This is a genomic window from Microcoleus sp. CAWBG27 (genome assembly GCF_020883145.1).
Lineage (GTDB): Bacteria > Cyanobacteriota > Cyanobacteriia > Cyanobacteriales > Microcoleaceae > Microcoleus.
On sequence record NZ_JAHREU010000045.1, the window covers coordinates 22586 to 47454 of the forward strand.

Consider the following 24869-nt stretch of genomic DNA (forward strand, 5'->3'; position numbering starts at 1 on the left):
TCCTAAAATTACGAGTACCTCGAAGGAAGTTCTGGAATTGCCCAGAACCTCACGCCATAAGGACTCTTGTGGCGTGAGTCCCTCACCGCTGCGTTGAACTCCCTTTACCAGGGATTGACCAGCTCCTCACCTCACCCAAAGTGACCGGCATCGGCTGCACCACATCAAGGGTAAAGCGGAAAACCTTGCGCGATCGACTACTGCTTTCTGGGTCGAAAAACTCAAGCTTGACATCCCAACAGTCACTGTTGAGGCGACAGAAGGGGCTTTTTTCGACTGTAATGGTGTCGAGTTGACGACTTTGGACGATCGCCCGAGCAAAGGTTACAGCGGCTTGAAAGATGTTGGTGGCGGCGAAGTTGAGGGCTCGATCGCGCGAAGTCTGCCCCAAATTCCGCAGATCGTTGTAGACTCGGTTGAGGAAGGAGGTCAGAGCTTGTCGCACGATCGGTTCTTGGGCTTCGTCTAATTGACGAGAGATTCGCACCATCGCCGCGTTCACCAGAGCATTCACTTTCCAGCCGTACATCCCCCGCACGTCATGTACCTTCACCACAGGCACAACCTCACCGGAGAAGAGTTCCACGGTGCTGTTGGTGCGTCGGGCGGGTACGCTGATCCGCTCTACAAACTCATCGCTGGTTTCTGGCTCTAGTTGCCCCGCCAGCATCAGCAGGAACATCTCGTAGATCTCGGCTGAAAAGGCTCCCGTTGGCTCTAGGACATAGATTGTGTCTCCATCGAGGCTCAATGTCCAGATTAAGGAGCGGCTTTCATTGGGGTGGCGATCGAGGTGTTCGATCATCTGACGGGCATCGTAGGGGTCTGCGGGCACCATGATACCGTTGATTTCAGAGGGAGCCATCAGTTGTTTGAAAGTGTCGCGGCGGGTTTCGTCGCCGAAGTCGTAGCCGATCGTCCCTAGGGCGTAAACATTGCCAGAATAGGCGGTGCTAGCTTCCACTGTGGCAGGGTCAGCAGCAGTGACGGATGCTTCCGTAGGTGTAGCAAGAGTGGCGGGCTGCACGGCTGGGCTGCTATCCGTAGCCATAGCACCGATGATGCTTGCTGGGGCAACCGTAGCACTAGGCATGGCATAACCAGCACGTTCGGTGCGGGTCACTTGGTCGCCCGCGAAGGAAAAGGTGACGGAGGGTTGCCCAAACAGCACCTTCATTGCGCCGGGGATATTGACAAAGCCGCGCAAACAGCGTTCCGGTTCGGCGACAGCGGCCGGATCGCAGGGAATTGCGGTATTGAGCAGTGCTGTTCGGATGGCTTCGGCATCGACGGGTTTGCCCTCTTGCAGTTGCAAACTCATCAGCAGTGCTGAAATACCAGTCATAATCGGAGCGGCTGCGCTGGTTCCTGTCTGGCGCACGGTTTTTTCTGTACAGGGTTGCGCTCCTAGAATATCTTCACCCGGTGCGAGGATGCCTTCTTCTGCATTGTTGCTCCCCCAGTTGCTAAAGTGGCAAGGCGTACCATCGACTTTTGCCGCTCCTACGGCTAGGGTTCCCGGCAAAACCGCAGGCAGACACCAGCATTCGCCTGAATTGTTCCCTGTCGGTGAGACAATCAAAATATTGTTGTCAAGACACTTCTTTATAGCTTGGACAAGGATCTCTTCCCCTTCACCTGTTTGGGTGGGGCGACAAAAAGCGCAGTGGATAATATTTGCACCCAACTCTAAGGCTAACTCAAAGCTACGCGCTATATTGAGGGGAGATATCACCTCGTCATAGTTCCCCAGAGCTAGGGCATCCTGGGGCATATTGATTACCCGGCAGCGGGGAGCTATTCCAAAAACAGAACTATGTTCTTGCCCCACGATGATACTGGTGATGTGGCAGGCATGGTCATTGAGTTCAACCCGCGCCTGGACATCTTCTGGGAAGGCGGCTTTGAGTGCGTCTTGTTTCTCTTTGCCCTTTAGCCCCTTGTCCCTGATTGCTTGGTAGGTGGCGTAATTTTCTGGGCTGATTAGCTCTGCTGGTTCGTGCCAGTAGGGAAAAACCTTGGATACTTCAGCTCCAGCAAAACAAGATAATGTGTGATCTGGGTTGCCGTCTAGAATTACAATCGTGATGCGAGAGTCGCCGAGGGTTTGGTTGTGGAGTTGGGCAAGTCCCGGGATGCGCTCGTCAAGGTCGTGGGGGTGGAGTGCTATCGATAGTTTGGTTGCAGAACTTTCAACTTCACTGGCCCAAACCGCAGCCGGCGACCTTTCACCCTCAGCAACACTGGATGAATCTAGAGTTTGGGAGAGCATATCTGAAGGAGCCAAGTCAACAGCCTCAGCATCCGCGCGATCGACTAGCACCGAGGATTTTTCAGGATTTTCCCACACCTCAGCCGGCGGAATTTCTGCTATTAGCCCAACTGACTCAGGCTGACTTGCCAATACTTGTGTCTCACTAGGCTCAGGTTCAGCCTCAACTCCAGCCAATTCAGTCTCACTGGCGCAGACCATTGCCTCACTCAACCCTTCTGAGCCGTGAACTTCAATCGACTCCAGTCCACTTGCTTCAACATTGCGGTTGGGCAACGACCCGAGCGCAAATTCTCCGACAGCCGACTCTTCCACATAGTCTAGACCTGTGACTCGACCAAAAGTATCGCTATTCCCAACCCCCAGCGCATAGGGAGCTAGGCCCATATTGGTTGCCACCAAGTAAAAGTTTTGCTGTAGCACCCCAATGTGCTTAATTATCAACGCATAACCAACGGAGCGATACCTACGGAATAGCCGGCCAAATCGCGCTGTAATTACGAATAGAACTTGTGGGGATGTACTTACAGATTGTGCGGGAAAATCATAACCTAATGTAGCAAAAATATACTCTTGCGATTCGAGAATCTGCTCTAGCTGGTGATTCAGTGGGTCGTAGTGATATAGTCCTGGGTTCAAACCTTGACAAAGCCGTATCACCGGATAAATTTCTAATTCATACATTGCCCCACCACCGGGATAGGGGCGACGGCTCAACTCGCCATAGTCAATATCCGCTTTAAAACCTAATGTTTCTCGCCAATTCTTACCGAACCACTCTTCTGTGCTAATTAATTCCTTAACACGGGCAGTGCGATACAATAGTTCGCCCAGTTGCGCGATCGATATCGGATGGTTATCGTCATATTCTCGAACCGATTTTCGTGCTTCGATCGCTTCTGTGAGGGTGGCATCGTTACACATCAACGCCCCTAAATTCGGACGCGGCAGCGGCACAATCCGGTCGCTCATGGGCGGCTTCACCACTTGGAAATCTGACCACTGCTCAATGTCATCACCTTTGGCTGGATAGTCATGGCGACCTATACGGCTGCGGCTGTGGAACAGCAGGTTATGAAAGTCCCAAAGCTGGAGTGAAGGGGGTTCAGGATCGGCCGTCAGAAACCCTGTAGCCCAAAACAAATTGAGGAACTGATAGGCAGTTTCTGGCCCCAGGTTGGGCGGTGGCATTAATGTTGCAAGGGATTGGGGTTGAGCCAGTTGGGCCAGTAGCGCACTTGCTCGCCAGTCGAGGAGCTTGACCCGAAACTTCGAGAGGGGGGACTCCAGCACCATGATGCCATCGTAAGAATGCTGATAGGCAAAGCGGGAGAGGCTGACACGCGTTTGCGTCCAGTGAGGTTCGGTTAGATTCAACTCAGCAGAGCCTACCATCGGTATCGCCACTGCCAGAGGCAACACGCCGTAACTCAACCAACCTCGCTCATCTAATTGTTGCAGCATCAGGGAGAACTGTTCCCCATCTGCTTGACCGTTGAGTTCGGCCAACCCTTGTAAGAGTGATGCGGTGGTAGTGTTTCCTGCCTTGAGACGCTCAAGAGCCATACCAATTCCAGGCGTTGGAGCCAGAGTTAGGAAAGCGGTTGGATCGGATTCTGCCGATTGTAGAGTGTAGTGGTCTTCGGTGTTTGTGACCTGGATATCAGGGTTGAGGGAAACCGCGAAGGGATGAGCAATCATGGTAGTGGATAATGGTAAACGATGATTGGGTAAGAGCAAATAGTGAGAATCTACGGAACAGATATAGCGAAAATACGACTCTCAAAATTTTCTGGCTTTAGAAAGTTGAAGTATAATTCCAGACGCTGATTGAAAATTATGCCGTTTATCACTCAGCCTGCAGTCAAATTCCTTTTGCTGAGAAATGATAAAATGGAGTCTTGCTGACACATATCACGTTTATTGTAGACAATGCTGAATTTCTCCAATTGCTGCTTCCCCAATTCGTATTCTTTGGTATCTACACCAACGTAACTAACACAATCTTGACTCTGGCAAAAGTTTAAAACTCTATTACCTAAGTTGTTAAATGAGAAATATTGTAGTACGTCTCTAACATTCTCATAAATAAAACACAGAGATGGTTCTGCCTGCGTTGCTTTAGAAAAACTGACTGTTGAGAAAAACGCTTCTTTTACTATATCTCTTACTTTTTGCGAAAAAAAAGTGTGAACGTAATGCTTTAAATACTGACCTCGCTTGAATTCAATATCTTTCTCATATCGCTCGGCCACACAGCCAGCGCATAACTCAATATCACTGTAACCATTCAAGAAAAGATTAAACCCAATCGCAATAGTGCTTCTAAATAGCACCTGTAGTATTTCAGCCGAGTAGCTGCCACCATCAAGCTGAATTGCTGTTCTTACTAAATCTTCAGGATCTTCGTCTAAATCAAGATGCATATATATTTTTATACAAGAATCCTCATGTCTCGGTCGTAGGTCTATTCCTATCGTATTGTCTAATATCTTATGAGAGCCAATGTGTACCGCTACAAATCGATCCAGGAAATTACGATTGAGCCGAATGCCTACTTGACTTTCAACTTTATCCAAGAATTTTACAGCATCAGTCCAAGCTCTTGGCCATGTGCGTCCTTCATCACCAAGCCCTTCATTAGAAACTTGAAAGTCAATTGCAAACAGCCGATCTTCTTCAACATGGCACATCGGCTCAACACCACAAGCTCCTTCTATTCCAATTACTGCCTCTTCAAAAAGTGAAAGAATAAACGTTGGCTCTACATCAAAAGCATCTTGATGAGTTCGCATATACTGTAAGCGGCGGTCTTTGATCTGATTGTGTGGAAGCATAAAAGCTAGGGTTATATTCTTAGTAAGATAGAGCCTTGTACTGTCAATTCCATTGCTAATCTCAGTAAACTGCCAAACTTTGAGCAAACGACGAGCTATCTTGTCTTAAGGTCAATGGCTTAAAAACTGAAGTAGAAGACGAGGTTAAAGAAAAGGCTCGCGGAACTTAGGAAAGAGTCCTTAACCCTATCTGATCGCCTTTAACCTCGTCAACAACATCTTAGAGAATAGCTCTGTTGGCGACTAGAGATTTATCGTCGTGCCATCAAAGTGAGCTAATTAAGCTACACAATTCCTTACGCTTCGTCACCATCGTAGGCACAGAAACTAGCAGTGACTACCGATGCTTCCGCACCATCGTAGGCACAGAAACTAGCAGTGACTACCGATGCTTCCGCACCATCGTAGGCACAGAAACTAGCAGTGACTACCGATGCTTCCGCACCATCGTAGGCACAGAAACTAGCAGTGACTACCGATGCTTCCGCACCGACATGACCGAGAGCTTCCTCAGAGAGTTCAGCCAAATAGCTGGGGAGTTTACCAGCAGTGCTCCGCATCACGGGTTGGCCTTGTTGGGGCAGAATGTTCTTCTTATCCATGAATAATTTCCTCAATTTGTTGTTTGGTTTGTTGACCCGTTGAGGTGGGTCAATCCTCTTCTTCCTAGGAAAGAAGCTTATTAGGACGACTTTCGGCACGTAGCGAAGCCCGTCGCCCGCAAACTTTTAAAAGACTTAAAACGGTATATTGATAGGGTTCATCTCTGCCTCAGCCAAGGGTACGGTTCGCCACCCCAGCTTCACCGGCACATCGTAGAGCCGCCCTCGACCCAACCGCGACCATAAACCTCGCATTCCCGGTATAATCACCTTGACCACGTTCAAGCCAATGTCCGGTCGCGTCTGGTCTAGCACCAATGTTTCTAGCCCTACCGCTTTTGCAATCCCCACGCAGGTCATCACATCTACATGAATGTCATCGCTCCAGCGCTTTGGGTAATCATTCGCAGTTTTCATCGGCTGCGAGGCATCTGGAGCCAAACAAGGATGAGTCTCTAAAGTTACGCCCAGCATCCAGTCCCTTGACTCGCCGTTGAGCCGATCGTCTGGAATTTTATCCAGTTCCAGCCCAACTTGGCTGACCTCAGTGAGAGCGCGAAGAATGGCAATCGTCGGGTCAAGGTGCGCTCCGAAACCAACAGATATCCGCTCTGAACTGCCTACCGTGCGACGCGATAGCCCCGCAAACGCCGGAATCCCAAAGTCAGCGGTTAAATCAATCACCCAGAGTTCCCGGTTCAGTTCCCGGTAAAACTGCTGCAATTTGGCAAAATATGGCTCATCGAAACTTCCCAGATCTACTCCGGGACGACTGAGGCGGTTGTACCACCACATTGCTACACTATCCCGCTCCACCAGTTCAAAGAACCCTTGCAAGATGGCTTCTTCCAGGGTGTTGCCTGCTGCGTTACCGTTGGAATCTGCCTTACAGAAGCGAGAAGCATCTGGCATCGGATAGTTGTAGTAACACAACGTAGTGGGTAGATATTTCTGCGTCTGCTCGGTCAACGACCACACCGGCGTCCAGTCAATGGCTTGACTGGCATCAAACCGATGGGGAATCCAGCGATAAGCAGCCGATGAACCTTGAGCGTTCAAGGCTTCCCGATTGGCATACTGCTCGTCACTAAAGTGCAAACACTGTTCTGGATGAATTGCTAAATCTCCTAGTTCAGCCAGGGTTGCCCGTTTACGGGGTTCGTCCCCCTGAAAGATACCAGAATAGCGTTCCACTGCTTCGCACAAACCACTTGCCCGCGATTGGCTGTCGGTCTTGCCTTTGCCAGAACTCTTGTGTTTCAGGGTATTGCGTAGTCCCCGCAAGGAGGTGGAGCTACCAAAGCTATGCCCCGCCTTATAGGTATGTACCAACGGGTTAGTCGGGTCAGAGATCCGCACCAGTTCCGTTACCACTCCCGTTATGGGACTAATCAAGTGCTGGTATTTCTGCACCGTTTGTTCTGGGGTAGTTCCACGATGACCGCCATCCGAGGTGAAGTGCTTGGGGCGCGACTCCAACTTCAGCGGTTCAAACCCTCGCCGTTGCAATATTTCCGAGTCACCACAGGTTGGACATTGCGGCCGCTTGATCGAGATATGAGTTTTCAAGTCCAGAATCGTCTGGTTGAAGGTGATAATCTTGCCATCCAATGTCGGGAAGCGAGCCGTTCCCGGTGCAGTGGCATTGGCGTGGTACTTAACAATCCACTTGGCAATCTCAGTGGCTGCAAACTGTAATCCCGTTTGCAGGGTCGAAGGCAGTGTCGCCCGTGCCGTGGGCAGGTATCCCATCACACGCCCGTTCTGACCGTTGCGCTGGTGTTGGGCTTGTTTTTGCACCAACACCGATGCCTCAACTTCGCGGTTCCCCCGCAACCGATGAGCCAGACAGGCCCAACACCCCGTCTTTCCAGGAACAAACACCGGCCCCAACCACAGGACACTGCCCACCGGCTTGACAAGCAGCCAATTTTGTTGACTCTCCAAAGCCTGCTTGTTGATGGCAGATAGTTCTGGCTGCAAATAGTCATCAGTCAAAACGATGTTGAGCGCCGCTGGAGAATCTGCGTCTGTGGGGGCTTGCACCGGAATTCCCATGTCCCGCAGGGCTGCGGCGAGGGCAGCAACAGCGACTTCACTGATGTTCTCCCCCACCTTTGTCAAATTCACTGACTGCTGTAGCGCTTGCAGGGCCACAGAGGGTGCAATCCCTAACTCGCTCCAAAATGCCGCCACTTCCGGGGATAGTTCCGGGGCCACCTCGGTGAGGTAGCCCTTTTCTGCGAGGCGATCTAGTACGTATTCGATGTGTTCCGGGGGGACTTCTCCATCAAATTTTTCGACAATCTGCGCCAGGGTGTGTTGCCCGTCCAGGAGAGGCACGATTTGGCAGTAGAGTTGCCCGGTGAGGGCGTAGTTGCTCTGTTCGCCAAGGAGGTAGACTTGGTTTGGCTCGATCGCCTCGACATGAAAGTGGGGCTTAATTTGGAGGAGTGTGGTGGATTGCATAGAGCGAACAGTCAGTCATTAAGTGGACGATAACAAGACAGGCTAGGGATTAGGTCCAGATGCGGCCCCGGCGGAAGGGTTTAGGGTGTTTTTCTGACTTCTTGGCTTGCTTCTTGGCGTAGTCGCACCAGTAGGCATAATCTTGCAGCCCGGTCTGGGAAGTCGGCACGTAAGACTTTTTCTGTTCTGGCGTGGAGGAGACTTCAGAGGGTGTTACTTCTGTTTTCTCCTTAGCCGTTTCCTTTTTCTCATTAGCCATAGTTTCCTTAGTTTCCTTAGTTTCTTTGGGTGTTTGGAGGGTTTGCGGTTGCTGGGAAGCCACAACCCCCTCTAGCTTGAGGTAGTCGATCCGGTGTGCCCCATCTCCCAAACCAACAGCAGTGATCAGGGTCAAGATATGTTTCCCGGCGCCCAAAGCTGGCAAGGGAATCTGGGTTTTGGTTGGCTTGCCTGACCCGACCCCGACGAGTTCGGTCACTGGCTCACCATCAACCAAAAGGGTGTCAACTTGAGAGCCAAAAAAGTTGTAAAAGAGTGTAAGTTCGCCTTTAGTGGCTCGTTAATAGAATCGTCCCATGCCCCCAAAGCCACCCCAGCCCTGGCTGGCTGAACTATGGCTGGCACTAGAGTGCATCACTTGGTTGAAACTGCGGTTGGCATAGGCCGAAGGATCGTTATAGTTGGCGCCATGCATCAGATCCATCCGAATATGCACCAAATCATCGGGATTACCATTTTCCACATCTACGCACAGTGCAGGCTGGATGAAATGGGGACGTTTAACGGGGGGAGACAATAGAGGAAGTCGCATGGTTTAAGATTCTCCGTATGGATAGGGTGAATAAATCTAGATGTCGTGGCGAGAGTGCATTTTGTTGTTGCACTCTCACCCAAATTGTATTGCCCTTTAGTACGGTGAAGACCAAGAACGAACTTCGCCCAAAGTAACAGGAATCAAATCGCTTACATCAATGGTGAAGCGGAAAATCTTCTTGGCACGACGGCTGTTTTCAGGGTCGAAGAATTTCAATTTCACATCCCAGCAGTCGCTATCCATGCGACAGAAGGGACTTTTTTCAACAGTAATACTGTCGAGTTCCATGCCGACGGCAACCGCTTCGCTGAAGGTTTGGGCGGCTTGGAAGGCGTTGGTAACGGAGAAATTGAGGGCGCGGTCTTGGGAGGTTGTTCCCAAGTTGCGGAGGTCGTAGTAGATGCGGTTGAGGAAGCCATCTAAGGTTTTGCGGATGCTTTCTTCGTCAGCAGTGCCGTCTTCAGCTTGTACCGCGTTCATCGCGGCAGCGACTAAGTTGTTAACTTTCCATCCGTAGATACCGCGAGTGCTTTGGGGTTCAATTACCGGAATAACTTGACCGGAGAATAGTTTGACTTTACGCCCGGTCAAAATGCCCGGTATGCTAACGCGCTCGACGTATTCGGCATCGTTTTCAGGTTGGATTTGACCCGCCAGGAGTTCGTGGAGAGCCCGGTAGGACTCGGCAGCAAACGGACCGCTGGGGTCGATCGCATAGACCGGGGTCAGTTCAATATTAATCGTCCAAATAAGCGAGCGCGACTCAGAAATATTGGCGTCCAGGTAGTCCACCATCTGACGGGCATCGTAGGGATTCGCCGGAACCATTGTTGTCCCAAAGTTAAAAGGGGGCATCAGTTGTTTGAACGAATCCCGACGAGCTTCGCTTCCAAAGTCGTAGCCGAGGGTTCCTAGGGCATAGACAAGCTGACCCATGTCAGCGACTTCGCTGGGAGCTTGGCTGGCGGTGACGGAATTAGCAGTTAAGTTTGGCATCATTGGTTGTTGGGTTGTAGCAGTGGGAAACGATTGAATCAAATCTTGCAAGTTTGGGGTGTTGCTGGGGACAGCCCCAGCGGTCGCAGTGGCTGCTGTTGCAACCGAGGTTTGAGGCGATTGCCCTTGCGCGGTGGCGATCGCTTCACCCGTATTGCTTGGGCTGCCATCACAACCGCAGCCGGCAGCTTCTATTTCTGATGCACTCACTGATGTAAATTCCTCAGCCATATTTCCTCCTTTTAGTAACGTTATTGCTCCAGGGATGTTCAGTTTGCCCGCCAGACACCGACGGGTTTCTTCTGGCAAGTCAGGGTCACAGGGTAAAGCACTCTGCAACAGTATTTGACGAACTTTGTGTGGATCGGGGGTTTCTCCCCGCTCCCGCTGAAGACTCAGCAGCACGGCTGCTACACCTGAGACAATCGGACTGGCGAAGCTCGTACCGCTGAGACGGTCGGTGCCACCACCGGGTTTAGCCCCCAAAATATCCTCACCTGGCGCAAGGATGCCTTGGTCTTTGTAGGCTTCGCCCCAGTTGCTAAATCCCAGGGGTTTGCCATGGGCATCCATCGCCCCGACCGCTAGCACAGAGGGCAAGGCCGCGGGTACGTGCAAGCAATCGCAACTATTGTTGCCAGCCGCAGCCACGAGCAAGACGTTGTTCTCTCGGCACAGACGAACGGCATTTTTCAGCCACCCATCGGCTTCGCCAAAGTCGGTCAGTTGACCCCCACTGAGGTTAATAACGTGTGCTCCTGCATTGACCGCTTGCTCGATTCCCCGAGCTAAATCTAGCTGGGAAGTTTTGAGGCGATCGTCGGCAAAGATCGGCACTATTATTCCCTTGCATCGGGGAGCTATTCCCTCCACCGAACTACCCGGTTGCCCAAAAATAATGCTGGCAACGTGAGTTCCGTGAATGGACATATTGCCATTAGTTTGAGCTTCCCCTTTAACTAAGGTGGGCAAATAAGTTAAATCTGCACCTTGGAAACAAGGATGATTCCGATCGACAGGACCATCCAAAACGGCAATACAAATACTATTATTTCCCTGGGATATGGTGCTTAATCTATCTAGCATTTAACAAGACTCGGAACAGTTAGGGGAACGAGCGTGCAAGTTTGACAAGGCAAGGAGCATAAAATTTTTGAATCAATTACAAGTCAGGGACAAAAATTAAATAAGTTTAATTATTCATAATGGCTCAAAGTTCTAGGGAAAAAGCCATTCTGCTATCTAAAAACAGCCCGGACTATTGTCTTAAAAGAATCAGGTAGTTGTGCAAGGCATCGGAATAATTGGGGAAGAAAATGGTTAACCCATCGTTATCAAAACCCTGATATTTCAGGATTACCAAGAGTCAAACTTAATAGACATCTCCCTAAATAACAGATAAGTCTAAAATAGATAAGCCTAAGCAGGATAAGGATTTTAGATTTATTTGTACCCGGTATCACTGATTTTACGACCAAATATATGGACTCTGAGAATCTTAGTCACAAGTTTATTTGATCCGACTATCAAGTTTTTGAGATGTATATTACCGTTTGACTGGTGTTTCTATACCTCTACAACAGTACAGTAACATTTGAAATCTGTCAAGTAAAATTTATAAAAATCATATTTCAGAGGGCGGGGCTGTTTCATCATCGAATTTTAGCTATTCTAAAAGTGTGAATGAAAATATTAAATTATATAGCTCGGGCGCGAAAAAGTCAACTATTAATTTTATTAATAGTCAAATAAATTATTTTAGCGCAAAAAATTAGAGAGAGAGCGTAAAATACATCTAAGTTCCTCCTGGGGCGAGAATACCCTGATTGCTGTAGGTTTCTCCCCAGTTGCTGAAGTTTAGAGGCCGACCGAGATCGTCCGTTGCTCCCACTGCCAAGACGGCAGGTAGCGAAGCGGGGACGTGCAAGCAATTGCAGCCGTCGTTCCCTGCCGCAGCAACAATTAACACATTGTTGTCGCTGCACAGTTGCACGGCACTTTCCAGCCAGCCTTCGGCTTCGCCTATTTCGGTCAGTTGACCGCCGCTGATGTTAATAATGTGAGCGCCAGCATTGACACCTAGGGGCAATTCCCGGTATCTCCGAGCCGTGCTGCCCGAAGATTGTGCTGGCAACGTGAGTACCGTGCAAAGACATCGCACCGGTAACGCAGACTTCTTCCTGGACTAATGTCGGCAGCCGTTTCAGGTCAGATCCGGCAAAACAAGGGTGAGTCCGGTCTACTAAGCCGTCAAGTACCGCTACACAAATTTGAGAATCACCAGAGGTTTTTTCCCAAAGGCTTTGAATTCCTGGGATTTGGGTTAAATCGGCCATTTAAGCTAAAAATAGTTAGGTCTGGCTGGTTCTGAACCTCAAGATATAGATTACTTGAATTTGCGCTAAAAAAAACTTTCGATCTTTAAAATTTTATTAATTTTTATTTCCTGTTACACATATCTTTTTTAAAAAAATTTAGGGTATTAATTTATACTTGTTGGCTCGGTAAGTAGCAGACTGCGATCGTCGCAAACGGAAAGTTCGCGTCCCGCGAAAGCTCTTTGACGGACAAATCAACGGTAAACCCGACCGTCGCTTCTTTATCGGGTGCTTGAAGTCAGTGAGTCAGGCTGCTTTCCGTGGATTGAACGGGGAGGGGTTCTGCTGCGGGTGTGGCGTTGCTGAATCAGGGTATGAGAGAATAAAAAATATGAGATTGGGGTCGAAAATGATTTCTCTTATTTTGATTGGGAATTGGAACATCTCCAAATTTCAGATAATGAATTAGTAATTTAATTGAATATCCTAGCATTTGTGATGACTTAGAATAACAAAGAGTTTTTCTTTTTAGCCGTGCCAAGTAATGTCTGAGCCTTGTATTTTCACCTTCAACCGCAAGTCAAATAGGTTTTGCTGATAATTTGATCCCCTTCCGGAATAAACATTGGGTAAACTTTCCAGCCATCTGTCACATAAAAATAGCAGTTCCATTTACTAACAATTTCCCATAACGGCTCAAAAGTTTTGGCGCTATGGTCGCCCAAAGCCCATCCTAAAATACCTGGCTTAAAATGGTCTACCGCCGTCCACAGCCAGGTTTGATTTTTTTTGAACCGACAAATGTTTGTAATTCATCTAATTCTCCAACCGAAGGATTCGTTTCTGGATCGTAACAATTTGGCAAGAGTTCTCCAGCTTGTTTTACCCAATTAATAATTGTAGTATGATGTACATTTTTGACTCTTTCAATGGCTCGAAAACCCATGCCGTTAACATACATTTTTAGACATTCGTGTTTCACTTCTTCCGAATATCCTCTTTGTAGTTGATAATCGTTTATAAATTGTCTTTTACATCTGACGCAAATATAATTCTGCTTGCCTTTTTTGTGACCATTTTTATTGATATGAGTTGACTGACATTCCGGGCATTGCATAATATTCCTCTTAAATGTGTGTGATTTGTGATGCTCCGACGACTATTTTATCATACCAAGGTTCAGCAACGCCAAATGGGTTCTATATAGCCTTTCTCAAAAAGATGAGGTATGACGACAGCTTACATAACCTCCCAGACAAAGAGGGCTCTCTTCCCAACAACGTACCTCATATGAGAGCTAGATCCGCTATAATAGTTAGTAGTGAGTTATTCGTGATAATTTAGTTACCTTCTTCTTTCTTCTTATAATGCCAAATTTTAGATATTCGTCCCTGATAAACGCTACCGTTGAAACAGTCTGGAACTTTTACGAAAGGCCGGATATTCTACAAATGCTGACTCCGCCTTGGCAACCGGTGAAAATCATCCGCCGCGAAGGAGGACTCGATGTGGGTGCTGTGTCAGAATTTCGGCTATTATTGGGGCCGATTCCAGTAAAATGGGTGGCGACTCACACTGAATGCGAACAATATCGCTTGTTTGTTGACGAACAAACTGAGGGGCCGATGGCAGGTTGGACTCACCGACACGAGTTTACTACAGAAAATAACTGTACCCGATTGACGGATGCGATCGCATTTTCGATACCGGGCGGCCCGATTGTCGATTTGCTGTTGGGTTGGTGGGTAGAAATGCGGTTAACTGATATGTTTCGCTACCGCCACGAAGTCACTAAGCGAGAGTGCGAAAAAAATGCAAACAATGGCTGAAAATTTTCATGCAGATATAGTATAGTTCACGAACTTGGAAGCTGCTGCTTCGACGAAAGCCCGAAAAATTCCGCAGTTTGGGAGACTTTTTGGCGACATTTCTGGATGCCACTGAACTGCTAGCATCCAAGGGTGATATTTGTATTCGATTGCTTCTATTAATCCGTCGGGTGCTCGTGCTACAATTTGCCAGCCGGGAATCATGGTTTGCACTGCTTGATGGTGCCAGGAAACAACGTTTGTTGAGGTGGTTCCCATGATTTTTGCTAACCGGCTGTCGGGGTCTATTTTAATGATATGCTCGATCGCACAAATCGGGTTTTCTTGTCGGTGATTCACCTCATCTCCGTAAGCATCCGGTACGTGCACCACTAAATTGCCCCCGCTGGCTACATTCAGGACTTGCATTCCGCGACAAATCCCCAACACGGGTATGTCAGCCCTTAAAGCTAGCTTAGCTAAGCTTAACTCAAAGTTGTCGCGTTCTGCGTTAACCGAGTAAACCGTGCGATCGACAAAACCGCCATAAAGTTCTGGATTGATATCTCCACCGCCTGAAAAAATCAAACCATCTACGGCATCAAAAATACTAGCCGGATCTAATTGATTGGGAGGCAGTAAAATCGGAATACCACCTGCTGCCTGCACTGCATCAATATATGCTCCGTTGAGGCAATATTCGCCTGCTTGACTGCGACAGTAAGTTGTGATGCCAACGATGGGATGTTTTTTCATTTCCTAGAAAGTGGAGATAATGGTTGAGATTTCTTGTCGGATATCCTAGTATTATCAATAAGTTTTTCTGGGACGGTGCTGGGAGCAAACTCCAACCAGAAAATTCAGCGATTGTGAAACAGGCATCTTGCCTGTTTCTTGTATGATTAATTGTGATTGACTCTTAGATTAAACTGAGCATTTCCTGCACTGCTGTCTAATTTGTAACAATTTTAGGATTATTTTCAGGCAGCGGTGGGCGGGTACACAGATAAGCCAATGGCCCGAACAGTGGCACTAATGTTACTGCCCAAAATGCTATTGAATTTTGCATTCCTCGGCGCGCCATATCGTCGGTTAATAAAGCAGGAAATAGCAGGCTAAGCAGACAAAAATCTAAACTCATCACGTGGATAAAACGGCTGGTTTGCCACTGCCCAACAAAATCTGACCAATCGCCTTTTGTCAAGCCAAAAGCAACCAACGCAGCAGCACCTAAGGTTAGGACAATCCCAGTAAAACGGGAGTCTAATATTTTTAAGAAGATATTTTTAGTGCCAGAAAATTCTGGATTCGGTTCGCGCAGGGCTAAATAAGGGAGCAAGGCAAATGCACCGACGCCAAATGATAAAGTTGCAAAAATCCATGCTCGTATTTTCTGCCCTCTGCCATCGGTAAATAAGACACAACTGTAAATCAGCGGCCAGACTCCCATGATATTAAACAAAGCTACAATTAAAGGGTTGATGCCTGCTATTTTGCCTGTGGAAAGGTTGGTAATTAGTGTGATGGTGTCGGGGTTGTCGGGTGGGGCAAATACAAAGGCGTAGGTGCTGAATGCAATCCAAAGCAAAGCAAATCCAATTTTTCTAGACATATAGCCTTTCTCAAAAATATGAGGTATACCTTACAGCTTGTATAACCTCTGAAACTAAGGGGGCTGAAGCCCAACAACGTCCGCGAATCTTTCTGGGAACCGCTGTATATCCCTTCTCAGAACCTAAAATCGACTCAAGCTTCTAAAAATCATCATCGGAGCCCTCATCGGAGCCCTCATCGGAGCTCTCATCGCTGCGTACAAGTTCCGAAGGAGGCCTGTCATTACTCCAAGCCCACCACACGGTGCCGCACTGGCAGCGGTAAAATTCTTGCCACTTGCGGCGGTTGGACTCGGTGTATACTGGCGATCGACGATTAATCCAGACCTCATGGGCATCCGTGCAGCTAGCAGCGCACTTGGGACAGCAAAACTCAGTAGCGTGAACCGCCGCCGCAGTCCATTCGGGAGGATGGGTCGCAAAAGCTTCCATGTGTTGCGTGTTTCTATCTAAACTGCTGTTAATACGGCAAATCAAGGATTCCTCAACATCCGCAGATTTCGCAATGGCATAAGTACGCTGTTGAGTGCGTAATTTATCTGCGAGTTATTTTTTTGGCATTTGCCGTCCGATGAATAGTATAACTGATGTGGTGTCAGCCGTCGATCGGCATTCTCAGCTATTTCAAGGACTAGGCTTATGTCTATCTACAACTTTATCTCATTTCTGGGCATCTTTGGCTTATGTGCGATCGCCTGGATTTTCTCAGAAAACCGCCAAGTTCGCTATATACCTTGGCGCGTCATCATCTGGGGCATTGGCTTACAATTAGTCTTAGGATTTTTAGTATTCCTGTTCCCTCCAACTCGCATCGCCCTAGAGTGGTTTACCAGCTTGCTCGATGGAGTATTCACCGCTGCTGATGCCGGTGCCAGATTTGTATTTGGTAGAAACATTGTACCAATACCCGGTCAAGACCCACCAGTTAATTTAGGATATATTTTCGCCTTTCGGGCTTTACCAACAGTCGTCTTTTTTTCCGGCCTCATGGCCTTGCTTTACAACATCGGCGTAATTCAAATTATTACCGAAGTTTTTGCCAAAATATTTTACATGACAATGCGGTTGAGCGGCGCGGAAGCACTCAGTGGCGCGGCTAATATTTTTGTAGGAATCGAAGCAGCAATTGTCGTCAAGCCTTATTTGCCACAAATGACTCGCTCGGAACTTTGTGCAATCCTCTCCTGCTGTTTTGGAACTGCCGCTTCATCAACATTAGCAATTTACGTCAGTTTTCTCAAACCTGTTTTTCCAAATATTTTAGGACACTTAGTTTCAGCCTCAATTATCGCCATTCCCGCTTGCTTTGTCCTCTCCAAAATCTTAGTACCCGAAACAGGCGTACCAGTGACAATGGGCGGCATTCCCAAGGAAGAACCGAAACCTCAAGGCCACGAATTCATCGGCGACGAAATTGGCGAAAATGACGGTGAACTCCGTAAACAAGAGACTGTTGGCGGAGAACCCATCGAACGAGTCAGCCCTTTGGATGCAGCAATTATTGGCGCTTTAGACGGTGTGAAAATGGCAGTCGCCATCGCCGCTGTTTTGATTTTAATCTTGGGTTTAGTTTCCTTAATCAATCAATTTTTTGGCTGGCTGGCCGTTGCACCTGCTCCAATTGGTACAATTTTTAGTTTTATCACCCTGCAAAACATTCAAGGAGTATTATTTTATCCGCTCACTTTGTTAACGGGAGTTCCCTTTGAAGATTCTTGGACAGCCTCAGTCATCATCGGACGGCGGCTGTTAGAAACGGCGATTCCACCCTATCAAAGTTTAGCAGAAGCGGCGGGCAAAGGACTGATTAGCGATCGCACAGTCTTGATTGTCAGTTACGCCCTTTCCGGTTTCGCCCACTTAGCCTCCGTCGGCATATTTGTCGGCGGTACAATCGCCCTAATTCCTTCTCGGCGCAAAGACATTTCCGAACTCGGTTGGAAAGCCTTATTTGTCGGCACTTTAGCTACAATGATGATTGCCTGCATCGCCGGATTGTTTGACACCGGAGACTCCAGCATTTTAGGCACTAAGACACCGCCGACTGCCCCGATTAGCGCTCCTGCTTCGCCGAAGTCGGAAGCATCCCCCGCCGCAAGTCCGAAGCCGTCAGTTGCCCCAACAATTGCCAATCCGAAGCCTTCACCGAAGGGTGAAAAAGTTGCTCCCAAAGCTCAAGAATCTCCTAAATCTGAATCGAAGAAAAGCCCTTAAATGAGGTACGGAGAAAGGACACGGCAATGCCTATTGCTGTCAAATCAAGGTCAAAAGTAGTCAGAGACTGCTGTTTGGCAATTAGGGTCTATAACCCCCCTAGCCCCCCTTGCTAAGGGGGGGACAAGATTGTTCTCAAAGTCCCCCTTCTTAAGGGGGATTTAGGGGGATCTAGACTAAGTAATAAGCGAAATTTATCACACCAATTCCCTCTTCCTTCTTCCCTCTTCCCTCTTCCCTCTTCCCTCTTCCCTCTTCCCTCTTCCCTCTTCCCTCTTCCTTCTTCCCTCTTTCTTCTTCCCTCTTTCTTCTTCCCTCTTTCTTCTTCCCTCTTCCCTCTTCCTTCAACTATGAATCCCGAACCAGAAATTCGCCGCCTGTTAGATGTGATGCCCGCCTCCGGCCGCATGACTTGTAAAATTATTAATAAACCTCAACAATCGACTGTAATTGATTGCGATTTTCCTTTACCTTGGCATCAATCTCGCCCGATTTATATTAATTTTGACCTCTGGCGGCTGCTATCTAAGCCGCAGCGCGATTTACTGCTATTGCGTACTGTAAGCTTTCTGGGCAATTTCAAGTGGTTTAAGCCGGATATTTATCAAGGTGCGGCTGTGGCGGGTATTCTCGGTACTGTTGTAGAGTTATTGCAGGGAGATGCGATCGGAATTGCGATCGCAGGTGGTTTGACAGGACTTGCCATGACGCGAATTTGGCGCGACAACCGCAGTTCGCAAGTAGAGTTAGATGCCGACGAAACGGCGATTCGAGTGGCGGGAAGGCGCGGTTACAGTGAATCTGAGGCGGCGGGACATCTACTGGGGGCGATCGAATCTCTGGCGCAGATAGAACAGCGCAATTTAGATTTTAACGAATTGATTCGGTGTCAGAATTTAAGGGCGATATCGGGTATTTCGGCGGTGGGCGTTCCCGATAATGTTAGGCAAGAGTAATCTCTTGTACAATACGGTTCGTAGTGCGGACTTCAGTCCGCAAAATTATGCGGACTGAAGTCCGCACTACGAACTAACCTTACCATTTATCTCCGTACAGGCAAACTAACAAGTTGCTTGAGAACCCGCATAGCTTCATTTAATCCATTATTGCGACTATTGGAAATGCTAAATAAATCTGACAGCGCGTATTGATTTATTTCCCCGCGCAGCAGTTTCAAGAAAATATATTCTTCGCCGTTAGTTATCATCCCAAAAGTAGAGTTTTCCGGGCGAGGATTTCCCATCATGTATGCTAGAGTCTGCGGAATCGCCCGCGAAACGCTGAAACCATATTCTTTACTTTCAATTACCACTATCCAAAATTGATTTTGAATGACTAAAGCATCAATCCGCCCCTGTAAAACCCGATCTTCGTCTTCTGGGAAAATTTCAACTTTCAGAGATTGTTCGCCTCTAATCCTAAATGGGAAATCGCACAAACCCATGACATCGAGGAGAGGATGTAGCATGATGATATTGACTGTGCCTTCCGAAATTTCATCTCCTTCGATATAGGAAAAGTAGCGATTTTTTAGTCTGTCTAAAGAAGCAATTTCACTTGTTGTCAATTCGGGTAATTCTCCCTGCCATTCGGTAAATGCTAGAGAATTGTTGCTGCGAGTTAAATTGAATTTAGTGCGGAGATCGCTTAATTTGGTAATTGCTTTACTAATAGCAGTTTCTTGAATCATACAGAATTTCTGAATCTACATTATCGATTCTATCATATTTTTGAGATGAGTTTGTATATCAATCGCCAATACTGTGCCCCGTGTCTGCCCTCTTAGCTAGGGGGAGCGGTCTTATCTGCTACTCAACTCTTTCTCTGACAATCCGAATACTCTCCCATGCTGGCATCCGACCCGCTTGCCGCTCATCTAGTAATACCAAGTAAACATAAAGTTGGTAGATTTTATTGAGATTCTTTAGAGACTCACGACTAACAGCTTCACTTTCTTGACGACTTAACTTAATTATCTTGAGCGCCTCTTTATTTTTAGAGATTGCCTCATAAGTTCCTAATAATAAATGAGAGATAACAATAACAGGAAGCAGAGGTAAGTATAAAAGTAGGAAATCGCTGGCTTTGCCTGCTTCAATTGCTTTAATTTTGACTCCGAGCGCGCTGTAGAGGTCGGGGTAGAGGTCGCGGTCGAGGACGCGGTAGAGGTCGCGGTCGAGGACACGGTTGAGTACGCGGTTGAGTACGCGGTTGAGGACGTGGTTGAGGTCATGATAGAGATCATTGTCGAAGACACGCTTGAGGTCGCAGTATAGGTCGCGGTTGAGGACGCAGTACAGGTCGCGGTACAGGTCAAGGTACTGGTCGTGGTATAGGTCGAGGTACTGGTCGTGGTATAGGTCGAGGTACTGGTCGAAGTCGTCATGCAGGTCGAGGTCGAGGTCGCGGTACAGAGCGAGGTACAGATTGTGGTACAGGTCGCGGTACAGCTTGTGGTACAGATTGTGGTACAGGTCGCGGTTGAGAACCAAAACCTCAGCTAAATTCTGTTGCCAAGTTTGCTTCTGTCCTGTTTCTATTCCTGCAATGATTCGCTGTTTTCCATGAAAACACCAGCCTCCTACTTGTTTGTCTGTAATTGGATACTCCTCTACTTCAGCTAAAGTGGGCACTCTGTACTTAAATCCCAATGCTGATTGCTGCTGAGTTAACCATTCACAAAACTCCTCAGCATCACTAGCTCGAACTCCAGTAATAGGCTTTTTGGCATCTCCTGGAGGAAATCTGTAACTTGTCCAATGGTCAGGCTGGCAATGTTCATTCGCTTTCAACTTCTCATCAATAAAAAGCTGATATTCCGCGCAGGTGATGTAACTCATGTCAATTTCGACATTCTCATCAATTCGTAACAGCATTATTTCAATCGCCTTGATAACTTTACCTGTGCTGCTAATTTGGCAATTTCTGGGTCTGTCGAGTTCAAACCTTGTTCTAAAATTTGTTCCAGTTGTTGCCGAACATCTGGATTTACACTCAACCCCTCTTCCAAGCAATCATAGGCGAGTGCCAATTCCTTAACAGATGGAGATGGCATCGCCAAGACTGCACGAATCAGATTGCTAGCATTACTCTGCGCTGCATAAAGGCGGATAGTTTCTGCCCACCAAGATTGATTAATATTTCCGATTAACATATTTTCTTGGTTCGATTCCTTAATCTGAACCGCTGCTAAATATTCCTGGAAACTCAAGTGAGCAAATTCATAAACGTCTACTTCTTTTTCCACTAACAACCCACTCACATCCCGAATTTGCTGGATAAATTTCTCTGGATTTGCCCCACTCCCTGCTACATCTGCCAGCTTGTCTTTAATCCAATCAATTCCATCGGATAGCTTGAATTCAGGAGTTCCCTGCTGCATTAATTCAAATGCCAGCACTTGCAGAACAGATTGCTTTTGCGTGGCTGTTAGCGCATCGGCAATATTTTTAGCCCTTTGTCGCTTTTCTAGTAAAACCTGGCAAATTTCTTTGTAAAGTTCTACCCGTTTTCCTGGCAAGGCGCTACCACGACGGTGAACAGTGGCAATCATGGTTAGCAGCAAAGGATTCACGGCCATGTCCGCCAGAGGTTTGCTATTTTTAATCCGCTTAATTAAATCATCTGCCTGTTTTTTCGCTTCTTCCTGCACTCCGATATCATCTAACCCAGCGCGACTCATCACTTCTGTTTCCAAATACCAGCCACTAATAAATTGTTCCATTTGTTTCAGGTTAAATGGTTGCACGGCTAAGACGGTCACATCTTGTTGCAACCGCGCATCTTTATAACCAGAAGGTCGAGAAGTTAAGATAAAAGCTGTGTCGGCGTAATTCTGCATCTGTTCGTCTACCCAACGACTTACTTTCTGGCGCTGGGTTTCATCCGCCACTTCATCCAATCCATCTAACATTACCAAACATTGGTTTTGACGTAATTTTTCGGCGAACCAGTTAGGCGGTGGATTCAGTGGTTGAATTGCTCGTTGCTGCTGTACCTGTTGAGTAATTAACTCTGCCAGAGGCGGTTGATTATTCACAATTTCTTGACGCACATCTCGAAGATACAACAACACTGGAATCAGTTTCGGTGCATTGCGATGTACTTTTTGCTGTTGCTTTGTCGTATAAGTCAGCGTTAAATGTCTCAAAAGCGTAGTTTTTCCAGAACCGGGTGCACCCAATACTGCCATGCGCCGAAATGCCGGATTCTGATCTATCGCTGCTAAAAAATTCCAAATTTGTATTTCATTTGAGTTATTTCCTTCATCCTTTGGTGGTTGAATCATTTTGTGACTTGTATTCGCTGCGTCTGTTGCAGCAATTTTGAGAGGCACAAATACCTTTTGCAACTTCAGGGTGCGGTCTTTATCTAATCCCTGTGTTTGATAGTCCCGACAGATATAAGTCAAACCCTTGTAATATTCCCGCTGAAAAGATGAGGTTAAATCTTCAAATTTATTCCAAATTGAGTCAGCAAAAATATCTGCAATTTCCTGTCTCTTTGCCCTAAACCTCGGTGTAAGTTGGTTAATAACTGGGATGAGAAACTTGATGGCATGGATAAACAACGTCAGAATTACAGTCACAACCAAAGCCAAAAATGCTGTTGTCCATTGGCCCCTCAGTAGGAAATAAAACATTACCGCCAGTCCGAAACCTGGGAGAAACCATACCAACCTGTTCTGCCATTGTCTCGGTAAAAGCATTACGGGCGGGAGCACAGTCCCCAAACCAAACAAAACGAGAGATGTATAAAAAACTGCTGGGTTGAATTCGGCGGGTACGTAGTTCCCCTTCAAGAGTCCGAACAGGATGCCACCTCCCAACATGGGTAAAAAGCCCACAAGCGAATTTTGATTTGCAGGCGTTGAACTCGGCGGAGACTGACTGGAGATAACACCGAGGATAAAAAGTGCCAACAGACACACTGCTGTCAGTAAGATGATGATCGGGTCGTCAATTTTTAAGTCTTGTTTACCGGGCAGTTGGTTGATCAGCCAACCCAAGGAACCATTAATGAGGATCAATAGGAACGGTAGCAGCAAATTTTGGATAAATGTGGGCATAAGCGATCGCATTTAACAGCCTGTTATTTCTCAGTTTAGGCGATCGTGATATGATAGAGACGGAAACCCATCAAATCCAGAACTATGCTAATCCTGCCCAAACTGGAAAATCTGCGCGATACTCTACCCATAGAAGGAGCTGTTCGCATTGAATTAGTGGAAGGCATACCCATGTTTAGAGCCTCCACGACCGTCAAGAATCGCATAGCAGAACTGTTAGACAAACAACAAACTTTACCCCTTAATCCTGATGAAGAGCAAGAACTCAATCTTTACGAAGAAATCGACGATTACCTTAGTTTTGTCAATCGGACAGTCCGCAATCTTTTCTTGAGCCAGATTCAGTCTACTGTATAGAAATGTCCGCTCGCCGTCAAATCCCTGACAATATCCAAAATCAAGTTCGTCAGAGAGCAAACTGTCTGTGCGAATATTGTCATGCTTCCGAACAATGGCAGTATGTAGAATTTACGATCGAACACATCATTCCCTTAACTAAAAATGGGACTAACGATATTGACAATTTGGCACTAGCTTGCTTTCACTGCAACCGCAAGAAATCTGATAAAACTAGAGCGATAGATGCTCAGTCAGACGTAGAAGTACCCTTGTTTAACCCCAGACAAGATAGTTGGAACGAACATTTTATTTGGTCGGCTGATGGATTATCAATAGTTGGTTTGACTCCTATTGGACGAGCTACAGTTACAGCCTTATTCTTAAATAGAGAGAGAGTCATTAATATTCGCGCCGCTGACAAAGCTATAAAACGACATCCTCCAGCCGACGATTTAATTCAATCAGAAAGTTGAGCATAGTGACCGATTTGTCACTTGCACTTATTTTAATTATTTTCATCGAAGCTACCATCGACTAATCTATCCACCGATAACTTTTCCTCGTCTACTCGCCGACTGAGATAATCCGGCAAGTCATCAAAAGATACCCGTACCAAACGGCAAAAATCCCTCATTTGCCGAACAGTCATCGTAGGTTCGTCTCCCTTTTCCCACCGCCGCACCGACGAAGCCGATACCCCCATCCGCACAGCCAACTCTTCTTGGCTCAAGTTAGCGTCCTCTCGCAGTCTCCGAAAAGGCGACTCATTTTCTGGTTGCCGTTGACGTTGCCTTTTTTTTACCATTTCATTATAAAAGCTTGATTTAAGCGCCTAATTTGAGCGGTTAGATTGATTGGAGTAAGCACAGCCATAGCCAAAACAGACTGCACTAAAAATAAAAGGTGCAAGTCTGTCACTTTCCTATGGGCAAACATACCCAATTTACAATACAGCCATGAACACCCCAGAAACTACGAATTCCTGGATTATTTACCGACTGCTGCCCAACTTTCAGCGCTTACCCATCGGACAATTTCGCAGCCGCAGCGAAGCAGAATCTTCCTTAAAAGTCATCCGACAACTGCTACCCAATACCGACTTAATACTTGCTTTCGAGATTGGCGCCGAAAGTCGTACCACCGAACTCATTGACTCCCCTGCTGCTGAGCCAAACTTGCCAACTTCAGTTAACCGAGAACTCCTGAAACTGTTCATTATCAGTTCTCGCCCTGTGGTTTCCCGCGTCATTCATTCTTTTCACCGGGATAATTTTGCCTGCGCTACTGACTGGAGTCCGTTTGTTCCAACTCAAAATCGAGGTGAAGTGATGAGCGTCTTAATTAAATATTTTGCCACTGACTCTTAGGGTGCGATCGAACATTCCTGATTGTACTGCAATATCTAAGGTATGTAGTTGCGCTTCAGCGCTCTTTCCTGATATTATTAAGAGCGCTGAAGCGCAACTACGTACCTTATTTTAAAACTGCGCTGTCTGGTTGGGGTTGGGCACTTTTTTCT

Annotated in this window: 21 protein-coding genes and 2 pseudogenes; 6 read left to right on the forward strand and 17 right to left on the reverse strand. The window is 47.2% G+C overall.

The genetic code is table 11. The features are described 5' to 3' along the window. Positions 1–82 precede the first annotated feature (82 nt). The 9 genes and pseudogenes from QZ938_RS21990 to QZ938_RS22030 form a co-directional block, all read right to left on the reverse strand. The gene (locus tag QZ938_RS21990) at positions 83–3973 is read right to left on the reverse strand and encodes a PatA/PatG family cyanobactin maturation protease (RefSeq protein WP_293353287.1); all 3891 of its coding nucleotides are present in this window, start codon (positions 3971–3973) and stop codon (positions 83–85) included. Between the two features lie 152 nt (positions 3974–4125). Next, positions 4126–5196: a LynF/TruF/PatF family peptide O-prenyltransferase gene (locus tag QZ938_RS21995; RefSeq protein ID WP_293353285.1), complete on the reverse strand. Its 1071-nt coding sequence runs from the start codon at positions 5194–5196 to the stop codon at positions 4126–4128. A gap of 209 nt (positions 5197–5405) precedes the next feature. Beyond that, complete coding sequence (locus tag QZ938_RS22000; protein ID WP_293353283.1) at positions 5406–5711, reverse strand: DUF5837 family cyanobactin class RiPP; 306 nt, start codon at positions 5709–5711, stop codon at positions 5406–5408. A 135-nt stretch (positions 5712–5846) separates the two neighbouring features. After that, the gene (locus tag QZ938_RS22005; protein ID WP_293353281.1) at positions 5847–8180 is read right to left on the reverse strand and encodes a TOMM precursor leader peptide-binding protein; all 2334 of its coding nucleotides are present in this window, start codon (positions 8178–8180) and stop codon (positions 5847–5849) included. A gap of 49 nt (positions 8181–8229) precedes the next feature. Next, the gene (locus QZ938_RS22010; RefSeq protein ID WP_293353279.1) at positions 8230–8574 is read right to left on the reverse strand and encodes a cyanobactin biosynthesis PatC/TenC/TruC family protein; all 345 of its coding nucleotides are present in this window, start codon (positions 8572–8574) and stop codon (positions 8230–8232) included. Positions 8575–8739: 165 nt separating this feature from the next. Next, the gene (locus QZ938_RS22015) at positions 8740–8991 is read right to left on the reverse strand and encodes a cyanobactin biosynthesis system PatB/AcyB/McaB family protein (protein ID WP_293353277.1); all 252 of its coding nucleotides are present in this window, start codon (positions 8989–8991) and stop codon (positions 8740–8742) included. 96 nt (positions 8992–9087) lie between these two features. Then, positions 9088–11076, reverse strand: a complete 1989-nt coding sequence (locus QZ938_RS22020) for a PatA/PatG family cyanobactin maturation protease (RefSeq protein WP_293353275.1) — start codon at positions 11074–11076, stop codon at positions 9088–9090. Between the two features lie 721 nt (positions 11077–11797). Beyond that, positions 11798–12326, reverse strand: a pseudogene (locus QZ938_RS22025) (S8 family serine peptidase); the annotation flags it as partial. Positions 12327–12675: 349 nt separating this feature from the next. After that, positions 12676–13425 (reverse strand): annotated as a pseudogene (locus QZ938_RS22030) (IS1 family transposase). A gap of 250 nt (positions 13426–13675) precedes the next feature. Between QZ938_RS22030 and QZ938_RS22035 the strand changes: the two are divergent. Continuing rightward, positions 13676–14137, forward strand: a complete 462-nt coding sequence (locus tag QZ938_RS22035; RefSeq protein WP_293149424.1) for an SRPBCC family protein — start codon at positions 13676–13678, stop codon at positions 14135–14137. Positions 14138–14143: 6 nt separating this feature from the next. On the opposite strand, the gene QZ938_RS22040 is transcribed toward QZ938_RS22035, so the two are convergent. From QZ938_RS22040 to QZ938_RS22050, 3 genes are all read right to left on the reverse strand, one after another. Further along, positions 14144–14872, reverse strand: coding sequence for a gamma-glutamyl-gamma-aminobutyrate hydrolase family protein (locus QZ938_RS22040; RefSeq protein ID WP_293149426.1), 729 nt, complete (start codon positions 14870–14872; stop codon positions 14144–14146). Between the two features lie 196 nt (positions 14873–15068). Next, entirely contained in the window at positions 15069–15728 is a 660-nt protein-coding gene (locus QZ938_RS22045) for a DUF2834 domain-containing protein (protein ID WP_293149428.1), read from the reverse strand. Between the two features lie 142 nt (positions 15729–15870). Next, positions 15871–16161 carry a hypothetical protein gene (locus tag QZ938_RS22050; RefSeq protein ID WP_293149430.1) on the reverse strand — a complete coding sequence of 97 codons (291 nt, stop codon included), beginning with the start codon at positions 16159–16161 and terminating at the stop codon, positions 15871–15873. A gap of 207 nt (positions 16162–16368) precedes the next feature. On the opposite strand from QZ938_RS22050, the gene QZ938_RS22055 reads away from it, so the two are divergent. Next, positions 16369–17943 carry a nucleoside transporter C-terminal domain-containing protein gene (locus tag QZ938_RS22055; RefSeq protein WP_293353273.1) on the forward strand — a complete coding sequence of 525 codons (1575 nt, stop codon included), beginning with the start codon at positions 16369–16371 and terminating at the stop codon, positions 17941–17943. 171 nt (positions 17944–18114) lie between these two features. On the opposite strand, the gene QZ938_RS22060 is transcribed toward QZ938_RS22055, so the two are convergent. Then, a complete protein-coding gene (locus QZ938_RS22060; protein ID WP_293353271.1) occupies positions 18115–18291 on the reverse strand; it encodes a hypothetical protein in 177 nt (58 codons plus the stop codon). 2 nt (positions 18292–18293) lie between these two features. On the opposite strand from QZ938_RS22060, the gene QZ938_RS22065 reads away from it, so the two are divergent. Continuing rightward, positions 18294–18899, forward strand: coding sequence for a DUF3318 domain-containing protein (locus QZ938_RS22065; protein WP_293353269.1), 606 nt, complete (start codon positions 18294–18296; stop codon positions 18897–18899). A gap of 86 nt (positions 18900–18985) precedes the next feature. Here QZ938_RS22065 and QZ938_RS22070 read toward each other — a convergent pair whose 3' ends face one another. The 3 genes from QZ938_RS22070 to QZ938_RS22080 form a co-directional block, all read right to left on the reverse strand. Continuing rightward, positions 18986–19633 carry a type I restriction endonuclease gene (locus QZ938_RS22070; protein ID WP_293353267.1) on the reverse strand — a complete coding sequence of 216 codons (648 nt, stop codon included), beginning with the start codon at positions 19631–19633 and terminating at the stop codon, positions 18986–18988. Between the two features lie 118 nt (positions 19634–19751). Continuing rightward, complete coding sequence (locus QZ938_RS22075) at positions 19752–20819, reverse strand: SUMF1/EgtB/PvdO family nonheme iron enzyme (RefSeq protein WP_293353265.1); 1068 nt, start codon at positions 20817–20819, stop codon at positions 19752–19754. Then, complete coding sequence (locus tag QZ938_RS22080) at positions 20819–23011, reverse strand: NACHT domain-containing NTPase (RefSeq protein ID WP_293353263.1); 2193 nt, start codon at positions 23009–23011, stop codon at positions 20819–20821. Before QZ938_RS22080 ends, QZ938_RS22075 begins: the two co-directional genes overlap by 1 nt. 84 nt (positions 23012–23095) lie before the next feature. On the opposite strand from QZ938_RS22080, the gene QZ938_RS22085 reads away from it, so the two are divergent. After that, positions 23096–23368: a hypothetical protein gene (locus QZ938_RS22085; protein ID WP_293353261.1), complete on the forward strand. Its 273-nt coding sequence runs from the start codon at positions 23096–23098 to the stop codon at positions 23366–23368. Positions 23369–23370: 2 nt separating this feature from the next. Beyond that, positions 23371–23823 carry an HNH endonuclease gene (locus tag QZ938_RS22090; RefSeq protein ID WP_293353259.1) on the forward strand — a complete coding sequence of 151 codons (453 nt, stop codon included), beginning with the start codon at positions 23371–23373 and terminating at the stop codon, positions 23821–23823. A gap of 32 nt (positions 23824–23855) precedes the next feature. On the opposite strand, the gene QZ938_RS22095 is transcribed toward QZ938_RS22090, so the two are convergent. Continuing rightward, a complete protein-coding gene (locus QZ938_RS22095; protein WP_293149440.1) occupies positions 23856–24155 on the reverse strand; it encodes a helix-turn-helix transcriptional regulator in 300 nt (99 codons plus the stop codon). A gap of 151 nt (positions 24156–24306) precedes the next feature. Here QZ938_RS22095 and QZ938_RS22100 point away from each other — a divergent pair, with 151 nt between their 5' ends. Next, positions 24307–24717, forward strand: coding sequence for a hypothetical protein (locus QZ938_RS22100; RefSeq protein ID WP_293149442.1), 411 nt, complete (start codon positions 24307–24309; stop codon positions 24715–24717). Positions 24718–24869: the final 152 nt, after the last annotated feature.

What these genes read in the sequence shown, in the direction of transcription:
- QZ938_RS21990 (WP_293353287.1), bottom strand. Translation starts at nt 3,973, where the DNA reads ATGATTGCTCATCCCTTCGCGGTTTCCCTCAACCCTGATATCCAGGTC.
- QZ938_RS22000 (WP_293353283.1), bottom strand. Translation starts at nt 5,711, where the DNA reads ATGGATAAGAAGAACATTCTGCCCCAACAAGGCCAACCCGTGATGCGG.
- QZ938_RS22005 (WP_293353281.1), bottom strand. Translation starts at nt 8,180, where the DNA reads ATGCAATCCACCACACTCCTCCAAATTAAGCCCCACTTTCATGTCGAG.
- QZ938_RS22015 (WP_293353277.1), bottom strand. Translation starts at nt 8,991, where the DNA reads ATGCGACTTCCTCTATTGTCTCCCCCCGTTAAACGTCCCCATTTCATC.
- QZ938_RS22020 (WP_293353275.1), bottom strand. Translation starts at nt 11,076, where the DNA reads ATGCTAGATAGATTAAGCACCATATCCCAGGGAAATAATAGTATTTGT.
- QZ938_RS22035 (WP_293149424.1), top strand. Translation starts at nt 13,676, where the DNA reads ATGCCAAATTTTAGATATTCGTCCCTGATAAACGCTACCGTTGAAACA.
- QZ938_RS22040 (WP_293149426.1), bottom strand. Translation starts at nt 14,872, where the DNA reads ATGAAAAAACATCCCATCGTTGGCATCACAACTTACTGTCGCAGTCAA.
- QZ938_RS22045 (WP_293149428.1), bottom strand. Translation starts at nt 15,728, where the DNA reads ATGTCTAGAAAAATTGGATTTGCTTTGCTTTGGATTGCATTCAGCACC.
- QZ938_RS22050 (WP_293149430.1), bottom strand. Translation starts at nt 16,161, where the DNA reads ATGGAAGCTTTTGCGACCCATCCTCCCGAATGGACTGCGGCGGCGGTT.
- QZ938_RS22055 (WP_293353273.1), top strand. Translation starts at nt 16,369, where the DNA reads ATGTCTATCTACAACTTTATCTCATTTCTGGGCATCTTTGGCTTATGT.
- QZ938_RS22065 (WP_293353269.1), top strand. Translation starts at nt 18,294, where the DNA reads ATGAATCCCGAACCAGAAATTCGCCGCCTGTTAGATGTGATGCCCGCC.
- QZ938_RS22070 (WP_293353267.1), bottom strand. Translation starts at nt 19,633, where the DNA reads ATGATTCAAGAAACTGCTATTAGTAAAGCAATTACCAAATTAAGCGAT.
- QZ938_RS22075 (WP_293353265.1), bottom strand. Translation starts at nt 20,819, where the DNA reads ATGCTGTTACGAATTGATGAGAATGTCGAAATTGACATGAGTTACATC.
- QZ938_RS22080 (WP_293353263.1), bottom strand. Translation starts at nt 23,011, where the DNA reads ATGCCCACATTTATCCAAAATTTGCTGCTACCGTTCCTATTGATCCTC.
- QZ938_RS22085 (WP_293353261.1), top strand. Translation starts at nt 23,096, where the DNA reads ATGCTAATCCTGCCCAAACTGGAAAATCTGCGCGATACTCTACCCATA.
- QZ938_RS22090 (WP_293353259.1), top strand. Translation starts at nt 23,371, where the DNA reads ATGTCCGCTCGCCGTCAAATCCCTGACAATATCCAAAATCAAGTTCGT.
- QZ938_RS22095 (WP_293149440.1), bottom strand. Translation starts at nt 24,155, where the DNA reads ATGGTAAAAAAAAGGCAACGTCAACGGCAACCAGAAAATGAGTCGCCT.
- QZ938_RS22100 (WP_293149442.1), top strand. Translation starts at nt 24,307, where the DNA reads ATGAACACCCCAGAAACTACGAATTCCTGGATTATTTACCGACTGCTG.